General features: G+C 72.8%; 18 protein-coding genes and 2 pseudogenes. 9 read left to right on the forward strand and 11 right to left on the reverse strand.

From position 1 onward, the window contains the following. Nucleotides 1–31 precede the first annotated feature (31 nt). Nucleotides 32–1,507 carry an APC family permease gene (locus KCH_RS32435; protein WP_084224048.1) on the forward strand — a complete coding sequence of 492 codons (1,476 nt, stop codon included), beginning with the start codon at nucleotides 32–34 and terminating at the stop codon, nucleotides 1,505–1,507. Further along, nucleotides 1,504–2,522, forward strand: a pseudogene (locus tag KCH_RS32440) (acetamidase/formamidase family protein). Before KCH_RS32435 ends, KCH_RS32440 begins: the two are co-directional and overlap by 4 nt. 55 nt (nucleotides 2,523–2,577) lie before the next feature. Here the strand turns inward: KCH_RS32440 and KCH_RS40345 are convergent. Further along, a pseudogene (locus KCH_RS40345) lies at nucleotides 2,578–3,071 on the reverse strand (MarR family winged helix-turn-helix transcriptional regulator). A gap of 112 nt (nucleotides 3,072–3,183) precedes the next feature. Here KCH_RS40345 and KCH_RS32450 point away from each other — a divergent pair. Then, a complete protein-coding gene (locus KCH_RS32450; protein WP_035869047.1) occupies nucleotides 3,184–3,594 on the forward strand; it encodes an organic hydroperoxide resistance protein in 411 nt (136 codons plus the stop codon). A gap of 282 nt (nucleotides 3,595–3,876) precedes the next feature. Here KCH_RS32450 and KCH_RS32455 read toward each other — a convergent pair whose 3' ends face one another. Continuing rightward, nucleotides 3,877–4,659: an SGNH/GDSL hydrolase family protein gene (locus tag KCH_RS32455; protein ID WP_035869050.1), complete on the reverse strand. Its 783-nt coding sequence runs from the start codon at nucleotides 4,657–4,659 to the stop codon at nucleotides 3,877–3,879. 150 nt (nucleotides 4,660–4,809) lie between these two features. On the opposite strand from KCH_RS32455, the gene KCH_RS45365 reads away from it, so the two are divergent. Further along, entirely contained in the window at nucleotides 4,810–4,941 is a 132-nt protein-coding gene (locus KCH_RS45365; RefSeq protein ID WP_244305529.1) for a DUF6126 family protein, read from the forward strand. A gap of 104 nt (nucleotides 4,942–5,045) precedes the next feature. Here the strand turns inward: KCH_RS45365 and KCH_RS32460 are convergent, their stop codons facing one another. Both KCH_RS32460 and KCH_RS32465 read right to left on the reverse strand, forming a co-directional pair. Further along, the gene (locus KCH_RS32460; RefSeq protein WP_035869054.1) at nucleotides 5,046–5,387 is read right to left on the reverse strand and encodes a MazG-like family protein; all 342 of its coding nucleotides are present in this window, start codon (nucleotides 5,385–5,387) and stop codon (nucleotides 5,046–5,048) included. Between the two features lie 116 nt (nucleotides 5,388–5,503). Next, nucleotides 5,504–5,866, reverse strand: coding sequence for a UBP-type zinc finger domain-containing protein (locus KCH_RS32465; RefSeq protein ID WP_035869057.1), 363 nt, complete (start codon nucleotides 5,864–5,866; stop codon nucleotides 5,504–5,506). A gap of 386 nt (nucleotides 5,867–6,252) precedes the next feature. On the opposite strand from KCH_RS32465, the gene KCH_RS32470 reads away from it, so the two are divergent. Together KCH_RS32470 and KCH_RS32475 are read left to right on the forward strand one after the other, a co-directional pair. Next, complete coding sequence (locus KCH_RS32470) at nucleotides 6,253–6,828, forward strand: TerD family protein (RefSeq protein ID WP_035869061.1); 576 nt, start codon at nucleotides 6,253–6,255, stop codon at nucleotides 6,826–6,828. A gap of 282 nt (nucleotides 6,829–7,110) precedes the next feature. Then, on the forward strand, nucleotides 7,111–8,094 hold the full coding sequence (locus tag KCH_RS32475; RefSeq protein ID WP_035869064.1) for an aldo/keto reductase: 984 nt from the start codon (nucleotides 7,111–7,113) through the stop codon (nucleotides 8,092–8,094). A 336-nt stretch (nucleotides 8,095–8,430) separates the two neighbouring features. Here the strand turns inward: KCH_RS32475 and KCH_RS32480 are convergent, their stop codons facing one another. From KCH_RS32480 to KCH_RS32500, 5 genes are all read right to left on the reverse strand, one after another. Next, nucleotides 8,431–8,661: a DUF6296 family protein gene (locus tag KCH_RS32480; RefSeq protein WP_035869067.1), complete on the reverse strand. Its 231-nt coding sequence runs from the start codon at nucleotides 8,659–8,661 to the stop codon at nucleotides 8,431–8,433. A 112-nt stretch (nucleotides 8,662–8,773) separates the two neighbouring features. Next, the gene (locus KCH_RS32485; protein WP_035869071.1) at nucleotides 8,774–9,673 is read right to left on the reverse strand and encodes an NAD(+)/NADH kinase; all 900 of its coding nucleotides are present in this window, start codon (nucleotides 9,671–9,673) and stop codon (nucleotides 8,774–8,776) included. Then, complete coding sequence (locus KCH_RS32490) at nucleotides 9,670–10,752, reverse strand: SPFH domain-containing protein (RefSeq protein ID WP_035869074.1); 1,083 nt, start codon at nucleotides 10,750–10,752, stop codon at nucleotides 9,670–9,672. The genes KCH_RS32485 and KCH_RS32490 overlap by 4 nt, the downstream gene beginning before the upstream one ends. Before the next feature lie 143 nt (nucleotides 10,753–10,895). Continuing rightward, a complete protein-coding gene (locus KCH_RS41870) occupies nucleotides 10,896–11,861 on the reverse strand; it encodes a WD40 repeat domain-containing protein (protein WP_157032287.1) in 966 nt (321 codons plus the stop codon). Nucleotides 11,862–11,922: 61 nt separating this feature from the next. Continuing rightward, nucleotides 11,923–12,792, reverse strand: coding sequence for an NAD(P)-dependent oxidoreductase (locus KCH_RS32500; RefSeq protein WP_035869077.1), 870 nt, complete (start codon nucleotides 12,790–12,792; stop codon nucleotides 11,923–11,925). A 222-nt stretch (nucleotides 12,793–13,014) separates the two neighbouring features. On the opposite strand from KCH_RS32500, the gene KCH_RS32505 reads away from it, so the two are divergent. The 3 genes from KCH_RS32505 to KCH_RS32515 all read left to right on the forward strand — a co-directional run bounded on the left by KCH_RS32505 (nucleotide 13,015) and on the right by KCH_RS32515 (nucleotide 15,097). Continuing rightward, nucleotides 13,015–14,349 (forward strand): DUF4241 domain-containing protein, encoded by a 1,335-nt coding sequence (locus KCH_RS32505; protein ID WP_167574158.1) that lies wholly within the window; start codon nucleotides 13,015–13,017, stop codon nucleotides 14,347–14,349. A 46-nt stretch (nucleotides 14,350–14,395) separates the two neighbouring features. Further along, nucleotides 14,396–14,713, forward strand: coding sequence for a DUF6191 domain-containing protein (locus tag KCH_RS32510; protein ID WP_035869082.1), 318 nt, complete (start codon nucleotides 14,396–14,398; stop codon nucleotides 14,711–14,713). A 69-nt stretch (nucleotides 14,714–14,782) separates the two neighbouring features. Then, entirely contained in the window at nucleotides 14,783–15,097 is a 315-nt protein-coding gene (locus KCH_RS32515) for a hypothetical protein (RefSeq protein WP_035874792.1), read from the forward strand. Between the two features lie 21 nt (nucleotides 15,098–15,118). Here KCH_RS32515 and KCH_RS32520 read toward each other — a convergent pair whose 3' ends face one another. Both KCH_RS32520 and KCH_RS32525 read right to left on the reverse strand, forming a co-directional pair. Further along, nucleotides 15,119–15,436 (reverse strand): hypothetical protein, encoded by a 318-nt coding sequence (locus tag KCH_RS32520; RefSeq protein ID WP_035869085.1) that lies wholly within the window; start codon nucleotides 15,434–15,436, stop codon nucleotides 15,119–15,121. 361 nt (nucleotides 15,437–15,797) lie between these two features. Then, nucleotides 15,798–16,739: an SGNH/GDSL hydrolase family protein gene (locus KCH_RS32525; RefSeq protein ID WP_051653697.1), complete on the reverse strand. Its 942-nt coding sequence runs from the start codon at nucleotides 16,737–16,739 to the stop codon at nucleotides 15,798–15,800. Nucleotides 16,740–16,752 lie beyond the last annotated feature (13 nt).

The raw sequence follows: 16,752 nt of genomic DNA on the forward strand, positions 1-16,752 counted from the left end.
CCCGCAGGGTCCGTCACGGAGAGAGAGCACCATGGCCGACACACCCGCGCCCCAGAGCATCGAGAGCTACGGCTACCAACAGGAGCTTCGCCGGTCCCTGACCTTCACCGACCTGCTCGTCTACGGGCTGGTCTTCATGGTGCCGATCGCGCCCTTCGGCATCTTCGGCGGCGTCTTCCAGGGCTCCGGCGGAATGGTCGCCCTGGCCTACGTCCTCGGCATGGTCGCGATGATGTTCACCGCCCTGTCGTACGCCCAGATGTCCCGGGCCTTCCCGATGGCCGGCTCGGTCTACACCTACGCCGGACGCGGCATCGGCGCGCCGGTCGGCTTCCTGTCCGGCTGGATGATCCTGCTGGACTACGTGCTGGTGCCCGGCCTGCTGTACCTGATCGCCGGCGTCGCGATGAACTCGCTGGTGCCGTCCGTCCCGGTCTGGCTGTGGCTGATCGGCTTCGTGCTGCTCAACACCGTCGTCAACTACCTGGGCATCGAGACCACCGCCAAGGTCAACAAGGCCGTGCTGGTCGGCGAACTCGTCGTGCTGGCCGTCTTCCTGGTGGTCGGCGTGATCGCCCTCGCCAACGGCAAGGGCCGCGGCTTCGACTTCACCCCGCTGTACAACTCGCACCACTTCTCCTGGAGCCTGGCCTTCGGCGCGGTCTCCATCGCGGTGCTGAGCTTCCTCGGCTTCGACGGCATCTCCACCCTCTCGGAGGAGAACCGCGACTCCACCAAGGCCATCGGCCGCTCCATGGTCGCCGCGCTGCTGCTCGCCGGCACGCTGTTCATCGTGCAGACCTGGGTCGCCTCGCTGCTGGTCGCCGACCCCGAGGCGCTGATCGCCGACGGCGACCCCAACGGCACCGCGTTCTACGACGCCGCCCGCACCGCCGGCGGCAGCTGGCTCGCCACCCTCACCGCCGCGTCCACCGCCGTCGCCTGGGGCTTCGCCAACTCCCTGGTCGCCCAGGCCGCCACCTCCCGGCTGCTGTTCGCGATGGCCCGCGACCGCCAACTGCCCAGGTTCCTCGCCAAGGTCCACCCCGTCCGGCGGGTGCCGGTCAACGCCACCCTGCTGACCGCGGGCATCTCGCTGGTGCTCGGCCTGTACATGGCCTCCCGCAGCGACGGCATCACCCTGCTTAGCACCCTGGTCAACTTCGGCGCGCTGACCACCTTCCTGGTGCTGCACGTCGCCGTCGTCGTCCACTACCTGATCCGCAAGCGCAGCAAAGACTACTGGCGGCACCTGATCGCCCCGCTGCTCGGCTTCGCGATCCTCGGCTACGTCGTCGTCAACGCCAACATCGCCGCCCAACGCCTCGGCTTCGTCTGGCTGTTGATCGGCGCGATCGTCCTGGCCGGCCTGGTCGCCACCGGCCGCAAGCCCCGCCTGGCGGTTGCCGACGGATCCGACGGCCTCGCTGTTGCCGGTTCCGACGGTTCCGCTGTCGCTGTTGCCGGTTCCGACGGTTCCGCCGTTGCCGAGGAGGAGCAGAAGTGACCCTGCCCGAGATCGTCCGACTGACCCCCGGTCCCGAGGACTACGCCTACACCTTCGGCGGGCGCCCCCCGCTGACGACCGTTCGGCCCGGCAGCATCGTCGAGCTGACCACCGAGGACTGCTTCGGCGGCAAGGTGCGCGGCACCGGCGACCTGCCCAGCCGGGTCTGCGTCTTCCCGTACCTCAACCCCGTCACCGGCCCGATCGCGGTGGCCGGGGCCGAGCCCGGCGACGTCCTCGCGGTGCACTTCGTGGAGATCACCCCCGCCCGCGACCACGGCATCTCCAGCACCTTCCCGCACTTCGGCGCGCTGACCACCACCCACCAGACCGCGATGCTGCACCCCGCGCTGGAGGAACGCGTCTGGATCTACGACCTGGACCCGGCCGCCGGACTGTGCCACTTCCGGGCCCGCACCGGGGACTTCACCGTCGCCCTGCCGCTCGACCCGATGCACGGCACCGTCGGCGTCGCCCCGCCGCAGGCGAGGTGCTGGCCTCGATCACGCCCGGCGCGCACGGCGGCAACTTGGACACCCCCGAGATGCGGGCCGGCACCACCGCCTACTTCGGCGTCAACGTCGACGGCGGAATGCTGGCCATCGGCGACGGCCACGCCCGCCAGGGCGAGGGCGAGGTGTGCGGCACCGCCGTCGAGGCGGCGATGCGCACCACCGTGATCGTCGACCTGGTCAAGGGCGGCGGACCGGCCTGGCCGCGGCTGGAGAACGACTACTTCCTGATCAGCACCGGCTCCGCCCGCCCGCTGGAGGACGCCTTCCGGATCAGCCAGCACGACCTGGTCGGCTGGACCGGCGAACTCCTCGGCCTCGACCAGCTCGACGCGTACCAGCTGGTCAGCCAGGCCGGCCTGGCCCCCGCCGCGAACGTCTGCGACACCAACTACACGATGGTCGCCAAGCTCCCGAAGTCCCTGCTCGGCCGGGCCCGCGCGTACGACGGCCTGCACGAGCGGCTGCGGGCCACCGCCGCGGCGTACCTGCGGCACCGGTAGGCCGCCGCCTCGCTGTGGCCGGGTGGCGCGGCCGGTGCCTGAGCGCGTTCGACGCTCAGGCACCGGCCGCGTCGAGGTTGGTGGTGAGGCGGTTGAGCAGTTCGCGCAGCGTGCGCAGGTCGGAGAGCGGGAGGCCGGCGGCGGCGCCGATCTGCCGGGGACGGCGCGGGCCGGCTCGCGCAGGTCGCGGCCGGCCGGGGTGAGCGAGACGATCACCGACCGCTCGTCCTGCGGACTGCGTTCGCGCAGCACCAGCCCCGTCGCCTCCAGCCGCTTGAGCAGCGGGGAGAGCGTGCCGGAGTCCAGCCGCAGGCGCTCGCCGAGCTGCTTGACCGGCAGTTCGCCGTGCTCCCAGAGCACCAGCATCACGAGGTACTGAGGGTACGTCAGGCCCAGGTCCTTGAGTGCCGTGCGGTAGACGCTGCCGAAGGCGCGCGAGGCCGCGTTCAGCGAGAAGCAGATCTGCTGGTCGAGCAGGAGCAGGTCCACGCCCACGCGCTCGGCCTCGTCCGTCGGGGCCCCGGTCCGGTTCTGGTCGTCCCTGGTCATGGCTCCCAGGGTAGCAAGCGGTCGATTCAGTTGTGCGCAATTGAATTGTGTGCTGTAGTTATGGCGTTGCACGGATCTTTCGACGTGTTTTGGGACGACAGGAGAACCCGGAATGGAACCGCTCTACACCGCAGTCGCCACCTCCAACGGCCGCGAGGGCCGCTCCGTCAGCTCGGACGGCAAGCTCGACCTCAAGCTCTCCCCGCCGCCCGCGCTCGGCGGCAACGGCGACGGCACCAACCCCGAGCAGCTGTTCGCCGCCGGGTACTCGGCCTGCTTCGCCGGCGCGCTCGGCCTGGTCGCCCGCCAGGCGAAGGTGGACGTCTCGGAGGTCTCGGTGACCGCCGAGGTCACCATCGGCAAGGACGACAGCGGCTTCGGCCTCTCCGTCGTCATGCGGGTGGAACTGCCCGAGGAGCTGGCCGGCGAGACCGGTGAGCTGCTGGTCAAGCAGGCCCACCAGGTCTGCCCGTACTCCAAGGCCGTCAGCGGGAACATTCCCGTGCAGCTGATCGTCGAGTAGGGCAGAGGCAGGGGTCTCGTCCGGGGGTCTGCGGGCCGCATCCGCGTGGGGGCGGAGCGGCCCGCAGCGCTGTCCGGGCTCACTGCCTCGGGCGCATTGTCTCGGGCCTCGGGCGCACTGCCTCGCGCTCGTCGTCGTGGACGTGCCGTGGCGGCGTCACTGCGTCGCGCTCGCTGCGCCGGACGTCCAAGTCGGCTTCGGGAAGCGGACGGTGGGGTCGGGCGCGGGCGTGTGTGGGGCGGTGCGCGTCGGAGCGGGAGCAGCGTCGGAGCGGGAGCAGCGTCAGAGCGGGAGCAGCTCCGGGCGCTTCGCCTCGATGTGGTCGCCGGACGACTCGCCGCGCAGGCGGCGGCCGACCCACGGCAGCAGGTAGGTACGGGCCCACTGCAGGTTCTCGCGGCGCTGGTCGGCCGGAGTGGTGACCGGCGCCGGCGGCCAGGCGGCCTCCGGGTCGCTCTCCACCGCCAGGCCGAGGGCGCGCGCCGCCAGCAGTGCCACCCGCTGGTGGCCCTCCGGCGACAGGTGCAGCCGGTCGTCCGACCAGGCCCGGCGGTCGTGCACCGCCCGCAGCGACCACAGGTCCGCGACCGCGAGACCGTTGCGGTCGGCGATCGCCCACAGGTGCGAGTTGTAGGTGGCGACCTTGCCGCGCAGGTGGCGCAGCACCGGCACGTTGCGGGTGTCGAAGCCGGTGCAGATCAGCACCCGCCCGGCGCTCTCGCGCAGCTGGAGCACGGCCGACTCGAAGTGCTCGGCGATCAGGTCCGGGTCGCTGCCCGGACGGAGGATGTCGTTGCCGCCCGCGCACAACGTCACCAGGTCCGGCTGGAGTTGACGGACCTTCGGGACCTGCTCGGCCACGATCTGGTCCAGCAGGCGGCCGCGCACGGCCAGGTTGGCGTACCGGAAGTCGGTCTCCGGCCGGCGTGCGGCCAGCATCCCGGCGAGCCGGTCGGCCCAGCCGGCGAACTGCCCGTCGGGGCCGGGATCGTTCAGGCCCTCGGTGAAACTGTCACCGAGCGCGGCGTACGAACTGAGGTCAAGGGTCTCCAGGTAGTCGGCCATGGAGGAGATAGTTCACTGTGTGAAGTGACCTACGCCACCGTAGGTGGCCCTCACCGCCCCGTGATCTCCGCCACGGAACCTCCCGGCGCTACCCTTCAGGGGTCAGAACGGCAGGACGACAGGACGACACAGGACGACAGGAGGACCGGCGTGACCACCGACGCCGTGCGCGAGGAGAAGTCCCGCCGCAAGCAGATGATGATCCGCGCGCTGATCTACATCGTGGGTACCCACGTGTTCGCCGGCTTCGTCCTCCTGCTGTTCGCCGTCGGCCACCGCTGAGTGCGGTCTGCTGTCTGCCGTCTGCCGTCTGCCGTCTGCTGCCGGCTGTAGGCCACCGCTCGGTGCTGTTCGCCGTCGGCCGGTTGCTGGGCCGCTGGCCCGGGTCAGTGCGAGGCGGGGTCCGTGACCGGGGCGGGCAGGGAGCGGGCGGCGACCTTGGCCAGGTGCGCGTCGAACGCGGCCGCCGGATCCGGGTGGACCCGGACCAGTGCGACCATCGCGGTGATCACCACATCGCAGAGCTCCCCGGCCACGTCGTCCCAGGTGTGCGAGTAGCCCTTGCGCGGGTTCTGGCCCATCGCGCCGATCACCGCCTCGGCGACCTCACCGGCCTCCTCGCCGATCTTCAGGCACTGCAACACCCGCTGCATCTCCGGCGGTTGAGTACTGCCCTCGGCCAGCCAAGCCGCCAGCCGCTGCACCGTCTCCCACTGCTGCGCCTCCACGTCCCCGCCCTTTCGCCGTCCTGGGGCACCTTTTGTGCCCTGCGGATCTCAACGACCGTACCCGGCGCGGGTGATGGCGCAGGTACGGTCGTTCGCGGCGCAGCCCGGGCGGGGGTTCAGCGCAGGCGCTGCTGCCAGTCGATCGGGACGCGCCCGGCCGGGCCCGGGGCGGGCTGGGTGATCGGGTGCGCGGACGGGCCGGCCAGCGCCGGGCCCTCGTAGAACTGCTCGGTCTCGATGTTCCAGAACCAGTCCTCGCCGGGCTCGAAGCTGGTCAGGAACGGATGGCCCGCCGACCGGGCGTGCGAAGTGGCGTGCTGGGACGGCGAGGAGTCGCAGCACCCGATGTGCCCGCACGTCGCGCACCTGCGCAGATGGAACCACCAGCCCTGGCCCTCACCGGCCAGGCACTCCACGCAACCGTCGCCACTCGGCGGCACCGTCGGGTCGATACCGGGGATCGTCGTGTCGTCACTCATCTCGGGCACCTCCTCGGAAAGGGTATGCCGACCCCGGCGGCAGAGGCCGGTAGGCGGCTCCGGCGCGGCGGAGTGATCGTCGGGGCGGAGCGATCGGCTGCGGCGGCGCGTGTGATCGGTGAGTGGCTATCGGTGAGTGCGATGGGTGCCTGTGGTCGGTGCGGTCGGTCCGGGCGGTTGGGCGGGCGGTCGGGTGTGTGCGCGGGCGGGCGGGGCGGACGCGAGGACGTGGCGGACATGGGGGCGTTCTTGGTGCGGAGGCGGATTCCGTCCTGATCTACAGTGCTGTAGATTCAACTGCGGGGTTCGGGCCCGCAGAAGCGATCGGGTGCCGGCCGCCGGGCCGAACTGCCGGGCCCGGTACGGGGATACCACAGGAGGGCAACATGGGAGTCTCGCTCGCCAAGGGCGGAAACGTCTCGCTGACGAAGGAGGCCCCGGGGCTCACCGCCGTCATCGTCGGCCTCGGCTGGGACGTCCGGGCCACCACGGGCGCCGACTTCGACCTCGACGCCAGCGCGCTGCTGTGCAACGAGGCCGGCCGGGTCCTCAGCGACCAGCACTTCGTCTTCTACAACAACCTGCGCAGCCCCGAGGGCTCGGTCGAGCACAGCGGCGACAACCTGACCGGTGGCGGCGACGGCGACGACGAGCAGATCAAGGTCGACCTGACGGCCGTTCCGCCGCAGGTCGCGAAGATCGTGTTCCCGGTGTCGATCTACGACGCCGAGCAGCGCCGCCAGAGCTTCGGCCAGGTCCGCAACGCGTTCATCCGCGTCGTCAACCAGGCCGACGGCGGCGAGGTCGCGCGCTACGACCTGAGCGAGGACGCGTCCACCGAGACCGCGATGGTCTTCGGCGAGCTCTACCGCTACGGCAGCGAATGGAAGTTCCGCGCCATCGGCCAGGGCTACGCCTCCGGCCTGCGCGGCATCGCGCTGGACTACGGCGTCAACGTCTGAGCGGACCCGCACATCTGACGGGTGCTCGCCTCGCGGTCTACGGCCTCGTGGTCCTCGGCCGGCGGGGCGGGCGGAACGATCGACCGGGCCGCCCCGGTGCCCTCGGGCGCCGGGGCGGTCTTTCGGTTTCCGGTCTTCCGGGCTTGCCGTCTTCCGGCTCCGTCCGGTCGGTGCGGTCGGCGTGGCCGATCTGGTCGGTGCGGTCGGCGTGGTCGCTGCGGTCGGTCCGGTCCGGGAGTGTCGGGGGTTGGGCGGCGCGGGCCGGTGTGGCAGGCTCGGCGCATGGAACAGCGTGTACTCGGCCGGACGGGCCGTCCGGTGTCGGTGGTGGGTCTCGGGACGTGGCAGCTCGGCGCCGACTGGGGCGTGGTGCTGGAGGACGACGCGCTGGCGGTGCTGGACGCCGCCGCCGACGCCGGGGTGACGTTTTTCGACACCGCCGACGTCTACGGGGACGGCCGCAGCGAGCAGTTGATCGGCCGTTTCCTGAAGGCCCGCCAGGGCGAAGGACTGATGGTCGCCACCAAGCTCGGCCGCCGACTGCCGCAGCTGCCGGACAACTACACCCTCGCCAACTTCCGCGAGTGGACCGACCGTTCGCGCCGCAACCTGGGCGTGGACCGGCTCGACCTGGTGCAGCTGCACTGCCCGCCCACCGCGGTGTACTCCAGCGACGAGGTGTTCGACGCGCTCGACACCCTGGTCGAGGAGGGCCGCACCGCCGCGTACGGCGTCAGCGTGGAGACCTGTGCGGAGGCGCTGACCGCGATCGCCCGGCCCGGCGTCGCCAGCGTGCAGATCATCCTGAACCCGTTCCGGCTGAAGCCGCTGGACGAGGTGCTGCCCGCCGCCGAGAAGGCCGGCGTCGGCATCATCGCCCGGGTGCCGCTGGCGTCCGGCCTGCTGTCCGGCAAGTACACCAAGGACACCCTGTTCGGTACGGACGACCACCGCACCTACAACCGGGACGGCTCCGCGTTCGACCAGGGCGAGACCTTCTCCGGCGTCGACTTCGCGACCGGTGTCGAGGCCGCTCAGGAGTTCGCCCGGTTCGCCCCGCCCGGTGCCACCTCCGCGCAGACCGCGCTGCGGTGGATCATCCAGCAGCCCGGCGTGACCACCGTCATCCCCGGAGCCCGCAATCCCGAGCAGGCCCGGGCGAACGCGGAGGCCACCGCGTTCCCCGCCCTGCCGCCGCAGACCCTGCAGGCCATCCGCGACCTGTACGACCGGCGCTTCCGGGCCCAGGTGCACTCGCGCTGGTGAGACGCTTCCGGCCGGTGCCGGTGCCGGTGCCGGTGCCGGTGCCGGTGGCGGCGTTCGGCGGGGAGCGGGAAAGCGCTTTCCGGTCGGGTCGGTGGGCGTCGCTGAGGTGTGTGCGCGGAAGCGGGTAAGCGCTTTCCCGCTGGGTCCAAGCGTTGTCCGGCAGTGGGTGGGAAAGCGCTTACCCGTCGGTTGGCCCGCTGGGTCCGCGAGCGTCACCGACGGCGGCGGCGTCGGGAGGGAACGGGAAAGCGCTTACCGGCCGTGCTCGGTAAGCGCTTTCCCGATCCCCGTGGGCGCCCGCGCCGGGTGATCGGCGAGAGCGTGCGAGGGCGTGGATCAGGGGAGCGGCTCGGCGTGAACGGGCGTTCGCAGGTTCTGGTGGCCGCCGCTGGCCAGCATCCGGACTTCGCCGGCATCGCTGATCTCGGCCTGCACGATGCCGGACGGGTCCGCGTACACGGGATGCCCGCCGGGGCCGCGGGTGCCGGTCGCCTCGACCACCACCACGTCCTGGGCGGCGTGGCCGCCGGGCTCCCCGGGGAAGGTGAGAGCGAATCGTCGAGCCATGGCCGGCCTCCTTCCCGTCGTTCGTTCCATCGTAGGCAGCGCCGCAGCAGCGGTCGCTCCCGGACGGCGAGGTCGGACGGCGGGGTCGGACGGCGGGGTCGGACGGGAGCCGTCAGACCAGCAGGTGGAGGCGCTGCGCCGCCGGGCCGACCTGGACGGTCTGGCCCCAGGTGAGGTGCAGTGCGTCGGACTCGATGCCGTCGCCGAAGGCCACCAGGCGCTCGGACTCGACGGTCAGTGTCAGTCGCTCCTCGGCGGTCAGCAGCCCCTCCACCCGGGAGGTGCCGGTGACCGGCGACGGCCACGCCTCGCGGACGAACCAGGACAGGTGCGGCACGGTCGGCGCGGGCAGCGGCAGCCGGCTGGAGCGCTCCAGCCAGGCCGAGCGGCACCACCCGGTCGCGCCCGTCCCGGTGCCGACCAGCACCCCCGAGGACGCTTGCGACTCCGCTCCGCCGCCGGGCGCCGCCAGCCGGTAGCGGGCGGTCTGGTGACCGGGCTGCCCGAGGTAGATCTCGTTCAGGGCCAGCAGCCGCTGGGTGTCGTCCGCCACTGCCTCGACCATGGTGCGCAGCTCCAACCGCCGCTCCACGCCCGGCAGAACGGCCGCCCGCAGCAACGGCTTGGCCTGTTCGGAGCGGTGCCGCACCAGCACGCCCGGGTTGCGGCCCGGCTCCGCGTCGATGCCGATCACCGGCTGCCCGGCCAGGTACTTCGCGGTGTTGGCGACCAGGCCGTCCTGGCCGACCACCACCACCAGGTCCTCCGGCCCGAACAGGAACCGGTCCAGGTCGGCCCGCTCCACGCGGGTCTGCCGCCAGTCCAGCGGTACCGCCGCCGACACCTCCGCCAGCGCGGTCCGGGCCCGGTGGTGCCGCTGCTCCGCCTCGGCGAGGGAACGGCCCCGGCCGGCGAGGAAGAACTCTGCCTGGCCGCGAGTCCCGTGATGGGCGATCAACTCCTCGTACTCGGTGCGCCGGTGGACCAGCACGACGCGCGGGGCGAGGGTCACCGGGCCGACCCTTCGCCGCCCTCGGGCGCCGCGCCGGAGGCCGCCCGGCCGACCGGGCCGGAGAGCCGGGTGAGCAGCCCGGTCAGCACGTCGGGGGTGAGGGTGATGCTGTCGATCCGCGGCAGGTGCTCGGCAAGCCGGATCAGCGCCAGCGCCTGGAGGATCTCCGGCCCGACCTGCTGGTGCGCCGTCAGCCACGCCGCTTCGGCCGCCGCCTTGGCCTCGCCCAACGCCCGTGCCGCTTCCGCCTGTTGCACGGCCAGGGTGCCGGCCGCCTCGGCCTCCGCGGTGGCGAGCCGGGTGCGGCGGACCGCTTCGGCGTCGGTGCGCACCGCGTCCGCGGCCGCCTTCTGCTCCGCCTCGCGGCGTGCGTTCGCACCCTGCTGAGCCACCAACTCCTCTTCGCGGCGGGCCAGTTCGATCTGGCTGGCGAGTTCGTTCTCGGCGATGGCGCGTTCCCGCTCGACCGCGACCGCGCGGCGCTCGTAGGTCGCCCGGTCCGCCTCCTGCTGGACCAGTTCCCGGGCCGGGGTGCGCAGTGCCCGCTCCAGTTCGGCCTCGGGCCGGACGGCGGTGACGCGCACCGCGAGCACCGTCAGCCCGATCTCGCCCAGTCGCGGTTCGGCGGCCAGGCCCTCGGCGATCCGTTCGCGGACCGCCGTCACTCCGTCAACCAGCGTGTCGGCCAGCGGAGTTCGGGCGATCAGCTGGAGCGCGTGCTGCTGCGCGGTCTCGGTGAGCAGGGTGGCGAGCTGGGCGAGCGGCTCGGCCCGCCAGGCGCCGGTGTCGGGGTCGATGCCGAAGTCCAGCCGGGTGGCGGCGATCGTCGGGTCGCTGATCCGGTAGGTGACGGTGGCCTGCACCGCGAGGTCCTGGAAGTCGGCCGTCCGGGCGTGGAACAGCATCGCCAACTCGCGGTCGTCCGCCGGGACTTCGGAGATCGCGGCAGTGAGCGGCCGGAACCAGAAGGCCAGGCCGGTGCCCTCGTGGGCGAGTTGGCCGCCGCGCAGGTGGCGGATGTGGCTGGTCGGGGCGGAACGCAGGTGGCGGAAGCCGAAGCGGCGGGTGATGTCGGCCATGGGAGTCGCAGCCCCTCTCTTTTCGTCCCCATGACGATAAGGGCAGTCCCCGCTTTTCGTCAATACGACGAAAAGCGGGGTCGAGTAGCTGGCGGGGGCGGTCCTCGGGGGCGCCCGGCGAAGGCGCGCCGAGCTCCTTGCCGTCACAGCCGGAAGGCACCCAGCTCGCTGCCGAAGCCGACGGCCACCAGCCCGTCCGGCGCGAGCGCGACCGCGTGCACGGGGGCGGGAAACGCCATCTCCGCGCCGAGCTGATCGCCCGTCAGCGCGTCCCACGCCCGCACCGTGGCGTCCCAGCTCCCGGTGACGGCGACCGCGCGGCCGTTCACCGTGCCCAGGGCGACCGCGTTGACCGTGTCGGCGTGGCCGCGCAGCGGCTCGCCGAGGGCCTGGCCGGTGCCGAGGTCCACGAGTCGCGCGGTCCGGGCGTCGCCGCCGAGCAGGGCGAGCGGGTGGTCGTCCACCGTCGCCGTGGCCAGCGAGCGCACCGGGAAGTGCCTGGTGGGCGGGTCGCCGATCTCGCGTCCCGTCGCGGCGTCCCACACCCGCACCGTCTGGTCGTCGCCGCTGGTGACCGCGACCGGACGGCCGTCCAGCACTGTCAATGCCACCGCCACGATCCGGTCGGCGTGGCTGCGGCGGCGGCCGGCCGGGAAGCTGCCGATCCGCTCGCGCGCGGCCACGTCCCACACCTGCAGGGGCCGGCCGCTGCCGTGTCCGCCGCTGGTGACGGCGAGCAGGCGTCCGTCGAGCGCCGTGACGGCCCGGGGGACGGTCCGCCCGTCCGGGTCGCTCAGCGGTTCGCCGATCGGTGCGCCCGAGGCCACGTCCCACAGGCGGATCGTCTCGTCGTACGCGCCGGTGACGGCGACCGGGCGGCCGTCCAGCGTTCCGGTCGCCACCCGGTGCACCTCGGCGCCGTGGCCGGTCAACGACGGGCCGAGCTGCCTGCCGGTGGCGAGGTCCCAGCGGCGGACGGTCCGGTCGGAGCTCGCGGTGACGGCGACGGAGCGTCCGTCGAGCGTCACCGTCGCGACCGCCGCCACGGTGTCGGTGTGTCCGGCCGGGCGATGTCCTGCACGGTCGTCCGGAGGAGTCTGAAGAGTCACAGCGCCCGACGGTAGCGCCGCCCGCCGACGGTGCTACCGGACGGCCTTGCCTGACGGAGCGTCAGAGTGCGGCGCGAGTACGGGAGGTGGTGGAGATCGCGGCGAGGTCCTGCTCGCCGTGGCCGTGCGCGATGGCCTGGAGGAGCGAGTCCCGCAGCAGCGAGGCGAGCGGGAGCGGCACGTTGGTGGCCGCCGCGGTGTCCAGGGCGAGGCTGACGTCCTTCAGGCCGAGGGCGAGCCGGAACCCGGCCGGCTCGAAGGACTGCTCGGTGATCATCGCGCCGTAGCCCGCGTAAACGGGCCCGGGGAAGAGGGAGTTGGTGAGCACGTCGAGCAGGGCCGCCGGGGCGAGACCGTTCGCCTCGGCCAGCACGGCGGCCTCCGAGAACGCCTCGATCGCCGACACCAGAAGGAAGTTGGCGCTGACCTTCGCCACGTTCGCCGCCGCCGGATCCTCGCCGAGGTGCCAGGTGTGCCGGCCCATCGCGTCGAACAGCGGTGCCACCCAGTCCAGTTCGGCGGTCGGACCGGACGCCAGGATGTTCAGGTTGCCCGCCGCCGCGACGTCCGCCCGGCCCAGCACCGGCGCCGCGATGTAGCCGAGGCCGTGTTGGGCGTGCAGCTCGGCGGCGCGCCGGGCCAGCCCGGGCGAGACGGTGGCCATGTTGACGTGCACGGCGGCCCGGGCCCCGGACAGCAACTCCTCGTCCAGCAGCAGGCGTTCGACCACCCGGTCGTCCGCCAGCATGGAGATCGTCACCTCCGCGTCGAACGCCGCCGCGAGCGTCTCGGCCGGCGACGCGCCCTCCGCGACCAGTGCGGCCACCGGCTCCGGCGACCGGTTCCACACCCGCAGCGAATGCCCGGCGTCCAGCAGCCGACGAGCCATCGCCCGGCCCATCGCGCCCAGACCGACGAAACCGACGTCCATGCTCACTGCCTCCCAGCGGGGTCCGAACACGCTCCGAAGTGATGCTACGACGCCGACCCGCGGGTCAGCCGGTGCGGCGCGGCTGCGGCGCGGCTGCGGAGTGGCTACGGCGCGGCTGCGGAGCGGGCTGGTCGGCGGGTCGTGTCGGCGGGTCGTGTCGGAACCGGTCCCTAGGGTGGGGCGACGGGCAGCTGATCCGATGAGCGGAACGAGGGGGACGTGGTGAGCGAGGCACCGCAGGGCAGGACGGCCGTCGCGGCGGTCTACGGCGACGGATGGGACGGCGCGACCCGCACGACCGTCCGCCCGCTCTCCAAGGCGGACGCCGCACGGCGGGACGCGGCGGGCGAGCCCTACTCCGTGGTGTTCCTGCCGGCGGGCCGGTCGGTGCCGACCGCGATCCTCCATGTCGCCCGCGCGGAAGGCTACTTGGAGTTCCAGCGACTCGACGCCGCAGGCCGCCGCGTGCTGGAGGCCGACCTGCGTGCCCTGGAATCGGGACGGCTGTTCCTGCGCCAACTGATCGAGTGGCGGTACGAGCAGGAGACCCTGCCCGACCGCTCGGACGAGGCGTGGCGGCGGACCGTCGACCTGTACCCGGACGGGCGCGGCGGCCAGGCCGTCCACCCACGCGGCACGCACGGCGGCTCGACGCACACCGCGGCCGAGCTGCCGGGTGCGCTGCGATGGCTTCCCGCTCCTGAATTCGACTGCTGGGAGCCGCTGTTGACGGCACCGCAGTTCGGGTTCCAGGACGGGCTCGCTGTGGTGGAGGAGGAACACTCGCCCGAGACGCCGCCCTCGCTCGCCGCCGCCGAACCGTTCGGCTGGTGCCCGCCGAGGCCGCTCGACCCACCCCCGATCGACGAGCTGTTCACTCCCGGCCTCCGATTCACGCACCCGCACCGGCCCGGCCCGCTCACCGTCGACCCGATCCGGACGGTCACCGAAATCTCCCTGCCGGACGGCATATTGGCGATCTGCGACCCCAGCTACCTGCCGCACGACACGGACGGCGACCCGATGGGGCTCCAACTCCCGCCCGGCGTCTACCCGGTGCAGGAGACCGGAGCCGAGTACCACGACGAGATGTTCGGCCGACAGTTCACCGCCCGCACCCGGTTCGCCGTCCGCCTGCTGGTGAGCGAACGGCCCACCACCACCTGGACGATGGCCGTCCCCGCGGGCGAGGACGCGCGACTCCTGCGCGACGGCCACTGCTACGGCTTCGACGTCGACTCCGCCACGGGCTGCTTCGTCGAAGCCGCAGCACGGACCGGACTCGGCCAACGCCTCCGCCACGCCCTCACCACCGGCCCAGAGACCGGCGCAGAGACCGGCGTACAGACCGGCGTACGGACCTTCGACGGCGGCTACAGCCGACTGACCGACGACGCGACCGGCGCCGACCTGGTCGCCTTCGCCCTCGGCGGCGACGGCGTCTACCCCGTCTGGGTCGGACGGGACAGCGCAGGCGACATCACGGCCGTCGTCGTGGCCGAGATCTACGAGATCGGCTGCCTGGAGCCGCTGGACCGCCGACCCGAACACCGGTGACCCAAGTCCCTGTCCGACGGCCCCGCCGGGCAGCGATACTGGCCCCATGGGGTTCATCGTCTTCCTGACGCTGCCAGGCCTGGTGCTGCTTCTCACCGCCCTCGCCGTCGTCGACCAGGTGCTGCTGCGCGCCGGGCGGGCCGGCCTGCTGCCCTGGCGACCGGGCAATCGGCAGGGACAGATCTCCGCGACCGGCTTCGAACAACTGCACGCCCAGTTCTCGGCCGGCAAGCAGAACGAACTCAAGGAACGGCAGTCGGCGCTCATGCTGCGCGACGAGGACGAGGACGGCGCCCCGCCGAACCGCAGCCGCATCGACCTGACACGCGGCTCGGCCGTCATCCGACTGCCGAAGACCGGCTGACGGTCGGAGATTGTTCCTGGGTACACGATGCGAGGGGCAGGGCATGAACTGGTACGGCGTTCGATGGGCATGAACTGGTACGGCGTCCGCTGCGTGTTCCGGTGGACGGCCGGCGCGGGGCGGAGCTACGAGGAGCGGGTCACGCTCTGGCAGGCACCGTCGGCCGAGGACGCGATCGCGCTGGCCGAGGCGGAGGCCGAGACGTACGCGGCCGAGAACGGCGTCGAGTACCTCGGGTTCGCCCAGTCCTACCGACTGGCCTCGCACGGGACCCCGGGCGCGGGCACCGAGGTGTTCTCACTGCTGCGCGACAGCCGGCTGGAGCCGGACGCGTACCTCGATGCCTACTTCGACACCGGCTGCGAACGTCAGCAGCCACACTGACCGCCGGGCGTCGGCAGGGGATCAGAACGCCACGCGGAGAAGCCCCCAGACCAGGACGAGGCCCACCGCCGCGCCCAGCACCAGCGCCGCGACGGCCGCAGCCCGCCCGACTCCCTGCTCGAACGGCACGCTCGGCACGAGCTTGTGCAGCACGGGCGCCACCACCACGTGGAGCCCGAAGCCCAGGCCCAGACGCCAGTACGTCTCGCCCGCGCACGCCGCACGGAAGCGACCCCCGCACCCGCCCGGCTCGTCCGCGAACCCCGACACGACGAGAAACAGCCCAGCGGCATACACCGCCCCGAACAACGCCGTCACCCCGAAGTCGACCCGTCGCACCCTCCCGGCGTCCCTCCCGCCACCTGCCATCTCGCCCCCGAAAGCACCGAATTGAGAGCGTGGAGCATACCGTGACGGCCGGACGGCGCGCGGGTGGAGGCGCGGCCCACGACGCCTCGTGTGGAGCACCTTGCGGGCCGGTACCGGTCGTTGACACAGCGTTGGGCGTTGCTGTGCTGCTTTCGGCGGCGTCGCGGCCGAGGCGGGCGGCCGCCCTTGTGGTGGGTGGGGCCGGGCGGTTGGCGAGGAGTGCGCCTCATCGCCGGGGCGGCGGCCTGTCCGGCCCTGTGCTTGTGAGCGCGCCCGATCGTCGACCCGGCAGCGGTGGCGGGTCCTGGCCAGCGGCGGTACGGGCCAGCTCCTAGCCTGCGGGGCGGGTGTCGGCCTTCGGTGGAGCGGCCTCCGGAGGAGCGGTCTGCGGAGGAGCGGTCAGCGGTGAAGTGGTCCGCGGGTGGGGGAGGGGGAGGGGCGGAGTCGAAGTCGGGGCGGTGAGGCGGGAGATGATGGCGGAGGTGGCGCGGGCCTCGGCCTGGTCGAGGCGGCGGGCCGAGCCGCGGAGGAGATGGCGGGCCTCGATCGCGGCGAGAGCCACCAGGCCGGGCAGCAGGTCCGTGGAGCGTGCCGCCACCCAGCGGGTGCCCTGGGTGGCCATCCACCACAGGTTCGCGCCGGGGCCGGGTGCTCGGACGGACAGTTCGACGGGCGGCGGGCCGACCGGATGGCCGGCCTCGGCGAGCAGCGTGTGGAAGCCGCGCGCGATCAACTGGTGCCCCACAGCGCTGGGGTGGAGCCGGTCCACGCTCAGCAGGGTGCGCTGCTCCGTCCACGGCAGGTCGGCCAGGTGCAGGTGCACGGCGTGGTGGTGCTCGGACAGGGCGTGGACCACCGCGTTGATGCCGCGCATCCGGCGCGCCAACGGACGGGCGAGCGGCGCCGGCAGCCGCAGCAGCCGGCCGGGGTCGGGCAGGCAGGCCGTCAGCGGGACGGTGCCCACCGCCGTCAACGAGGAGAGCACCGCCGCGACTTGACGCGAGGTGCGTTCCAGGTCGAAGGGCGCGCGCAGGGTGTCGTTGCCGCCGACGACCACGGCCGCGTACTGCGGGCGCAGGGCAAGGGCGGTGGGCAGTTGGGAGACCAGCAGGTCGCGGCTGAGCGCGCCGCTGCGGGCGAGGTTGCGGAAGTCCACGGGGCCTGGCGACAGGCTGGGCGCGAGCAGCGCCGCCCAGCCTCGCCAACCGCCGGGGACCGGGTCGCCGACGCCCTCGGTGAGGGAGTCGCCGAGCGCCGCGAACCGAACCGTCATCACGTCCCTCCGG

Origin of the sequence: Kitasatospora cheerisanensis KCTC 2395, assembly GCF_000696185.1 — a bacterium.
Taxonomy (GTDB): domain Bacteria; phylum Actinomycetota; class Actinomycetes; order Streptomycetales; family Streptomycetaceae; genus Kitasatospora; species Kitasatospora cheerisanensis.

Bases quoted from the DNA above. Each gene is read 5' to 3' on its own strand.
- KCH_RS32435 (WP_084224048.1), top strand. From the start codon at position 32: ATGGCCGACACACCCGCGCCCCAGAGCATCGAGAGCTACGGCTACCAA.
- KCH_RS32450 (WP_035869047.1), top strand. From the start codon at position 3,184: ATGGAACCGCTCTACACCGCAGTCGCCACCTCCAACGGCCGCGAGGGC.
- KCH_RS32455 (WP_035869050.1), bottom strand. From the start codon at position 4,659: ATGGCCGACTACCTGGAGACCCTTGACCTCAGTTCGTACGCCGCGCTC.
- KCH_RS32465 (WP_035869057.1), bottom strand. From the start codon at position 5,866: ATGAGTGACGACACGACGATCCCCGGTATCGACCCGACGGTGCCGCCG.
- KCH_RS32470 (WP_035869061.1), top strand. From the start codon at position 6,253: ATGGGAGTCTCGCTCGCCAAGGGCGGAAACGTCTCGCTGACGAAGGAG.
- KCH_RS32475 (WP_035869064.1), top strand. From the start codon at position 7,111: ATGGAACAGCGTGTACTCGGCCGGACGGGCCGTCCGGTGTCGGTGGTG.
- KCH_RS32480 (WP_035869067.1), bottom strand. From the start codon at position 8,661: ATGGCTCGACGATTCGCTCTCACCTTCCCCGGGGAGCCCGGCGGCCAC.
- KCH_RS32490 (WP_035869074.1), bottom strand. From the start codon at position 10,752: ATGGCCGACATCACCCGCCGCTTCGGCTTCCGCCACCTGCGTTCCGCC.
- KCH_RS32500 (WP_035869077.1), bottom strand. From the start codon at position 12,792: ATGGACGTCGGTTTCGTCGGTCTGGGCGCGATGGGCCGGGCGATGGCT.
- KCH_RS32510 (WP_035869082.1), top strand. From the start codon at position 14,396: ATGGGGTTCATCGTCTTCCTGACGCTGCCAGGCCTGGTGCTGCTTCTC.
- KCH_RS32515 (WP_035874792.1), top strand. From the start codon at position 14,783: ATGAACTGGTACGGCGTCCGCTGCGTGTTCCGGTGGACGGCCGGCGCG.
- KCH_RS32525 (WP_051653697.1), bottom strand. From the start codon at position 16,739: ATGACGGTTCGGTTCGCGGCGCTCGGCGACTCCCTCACCGAGGGCGTC.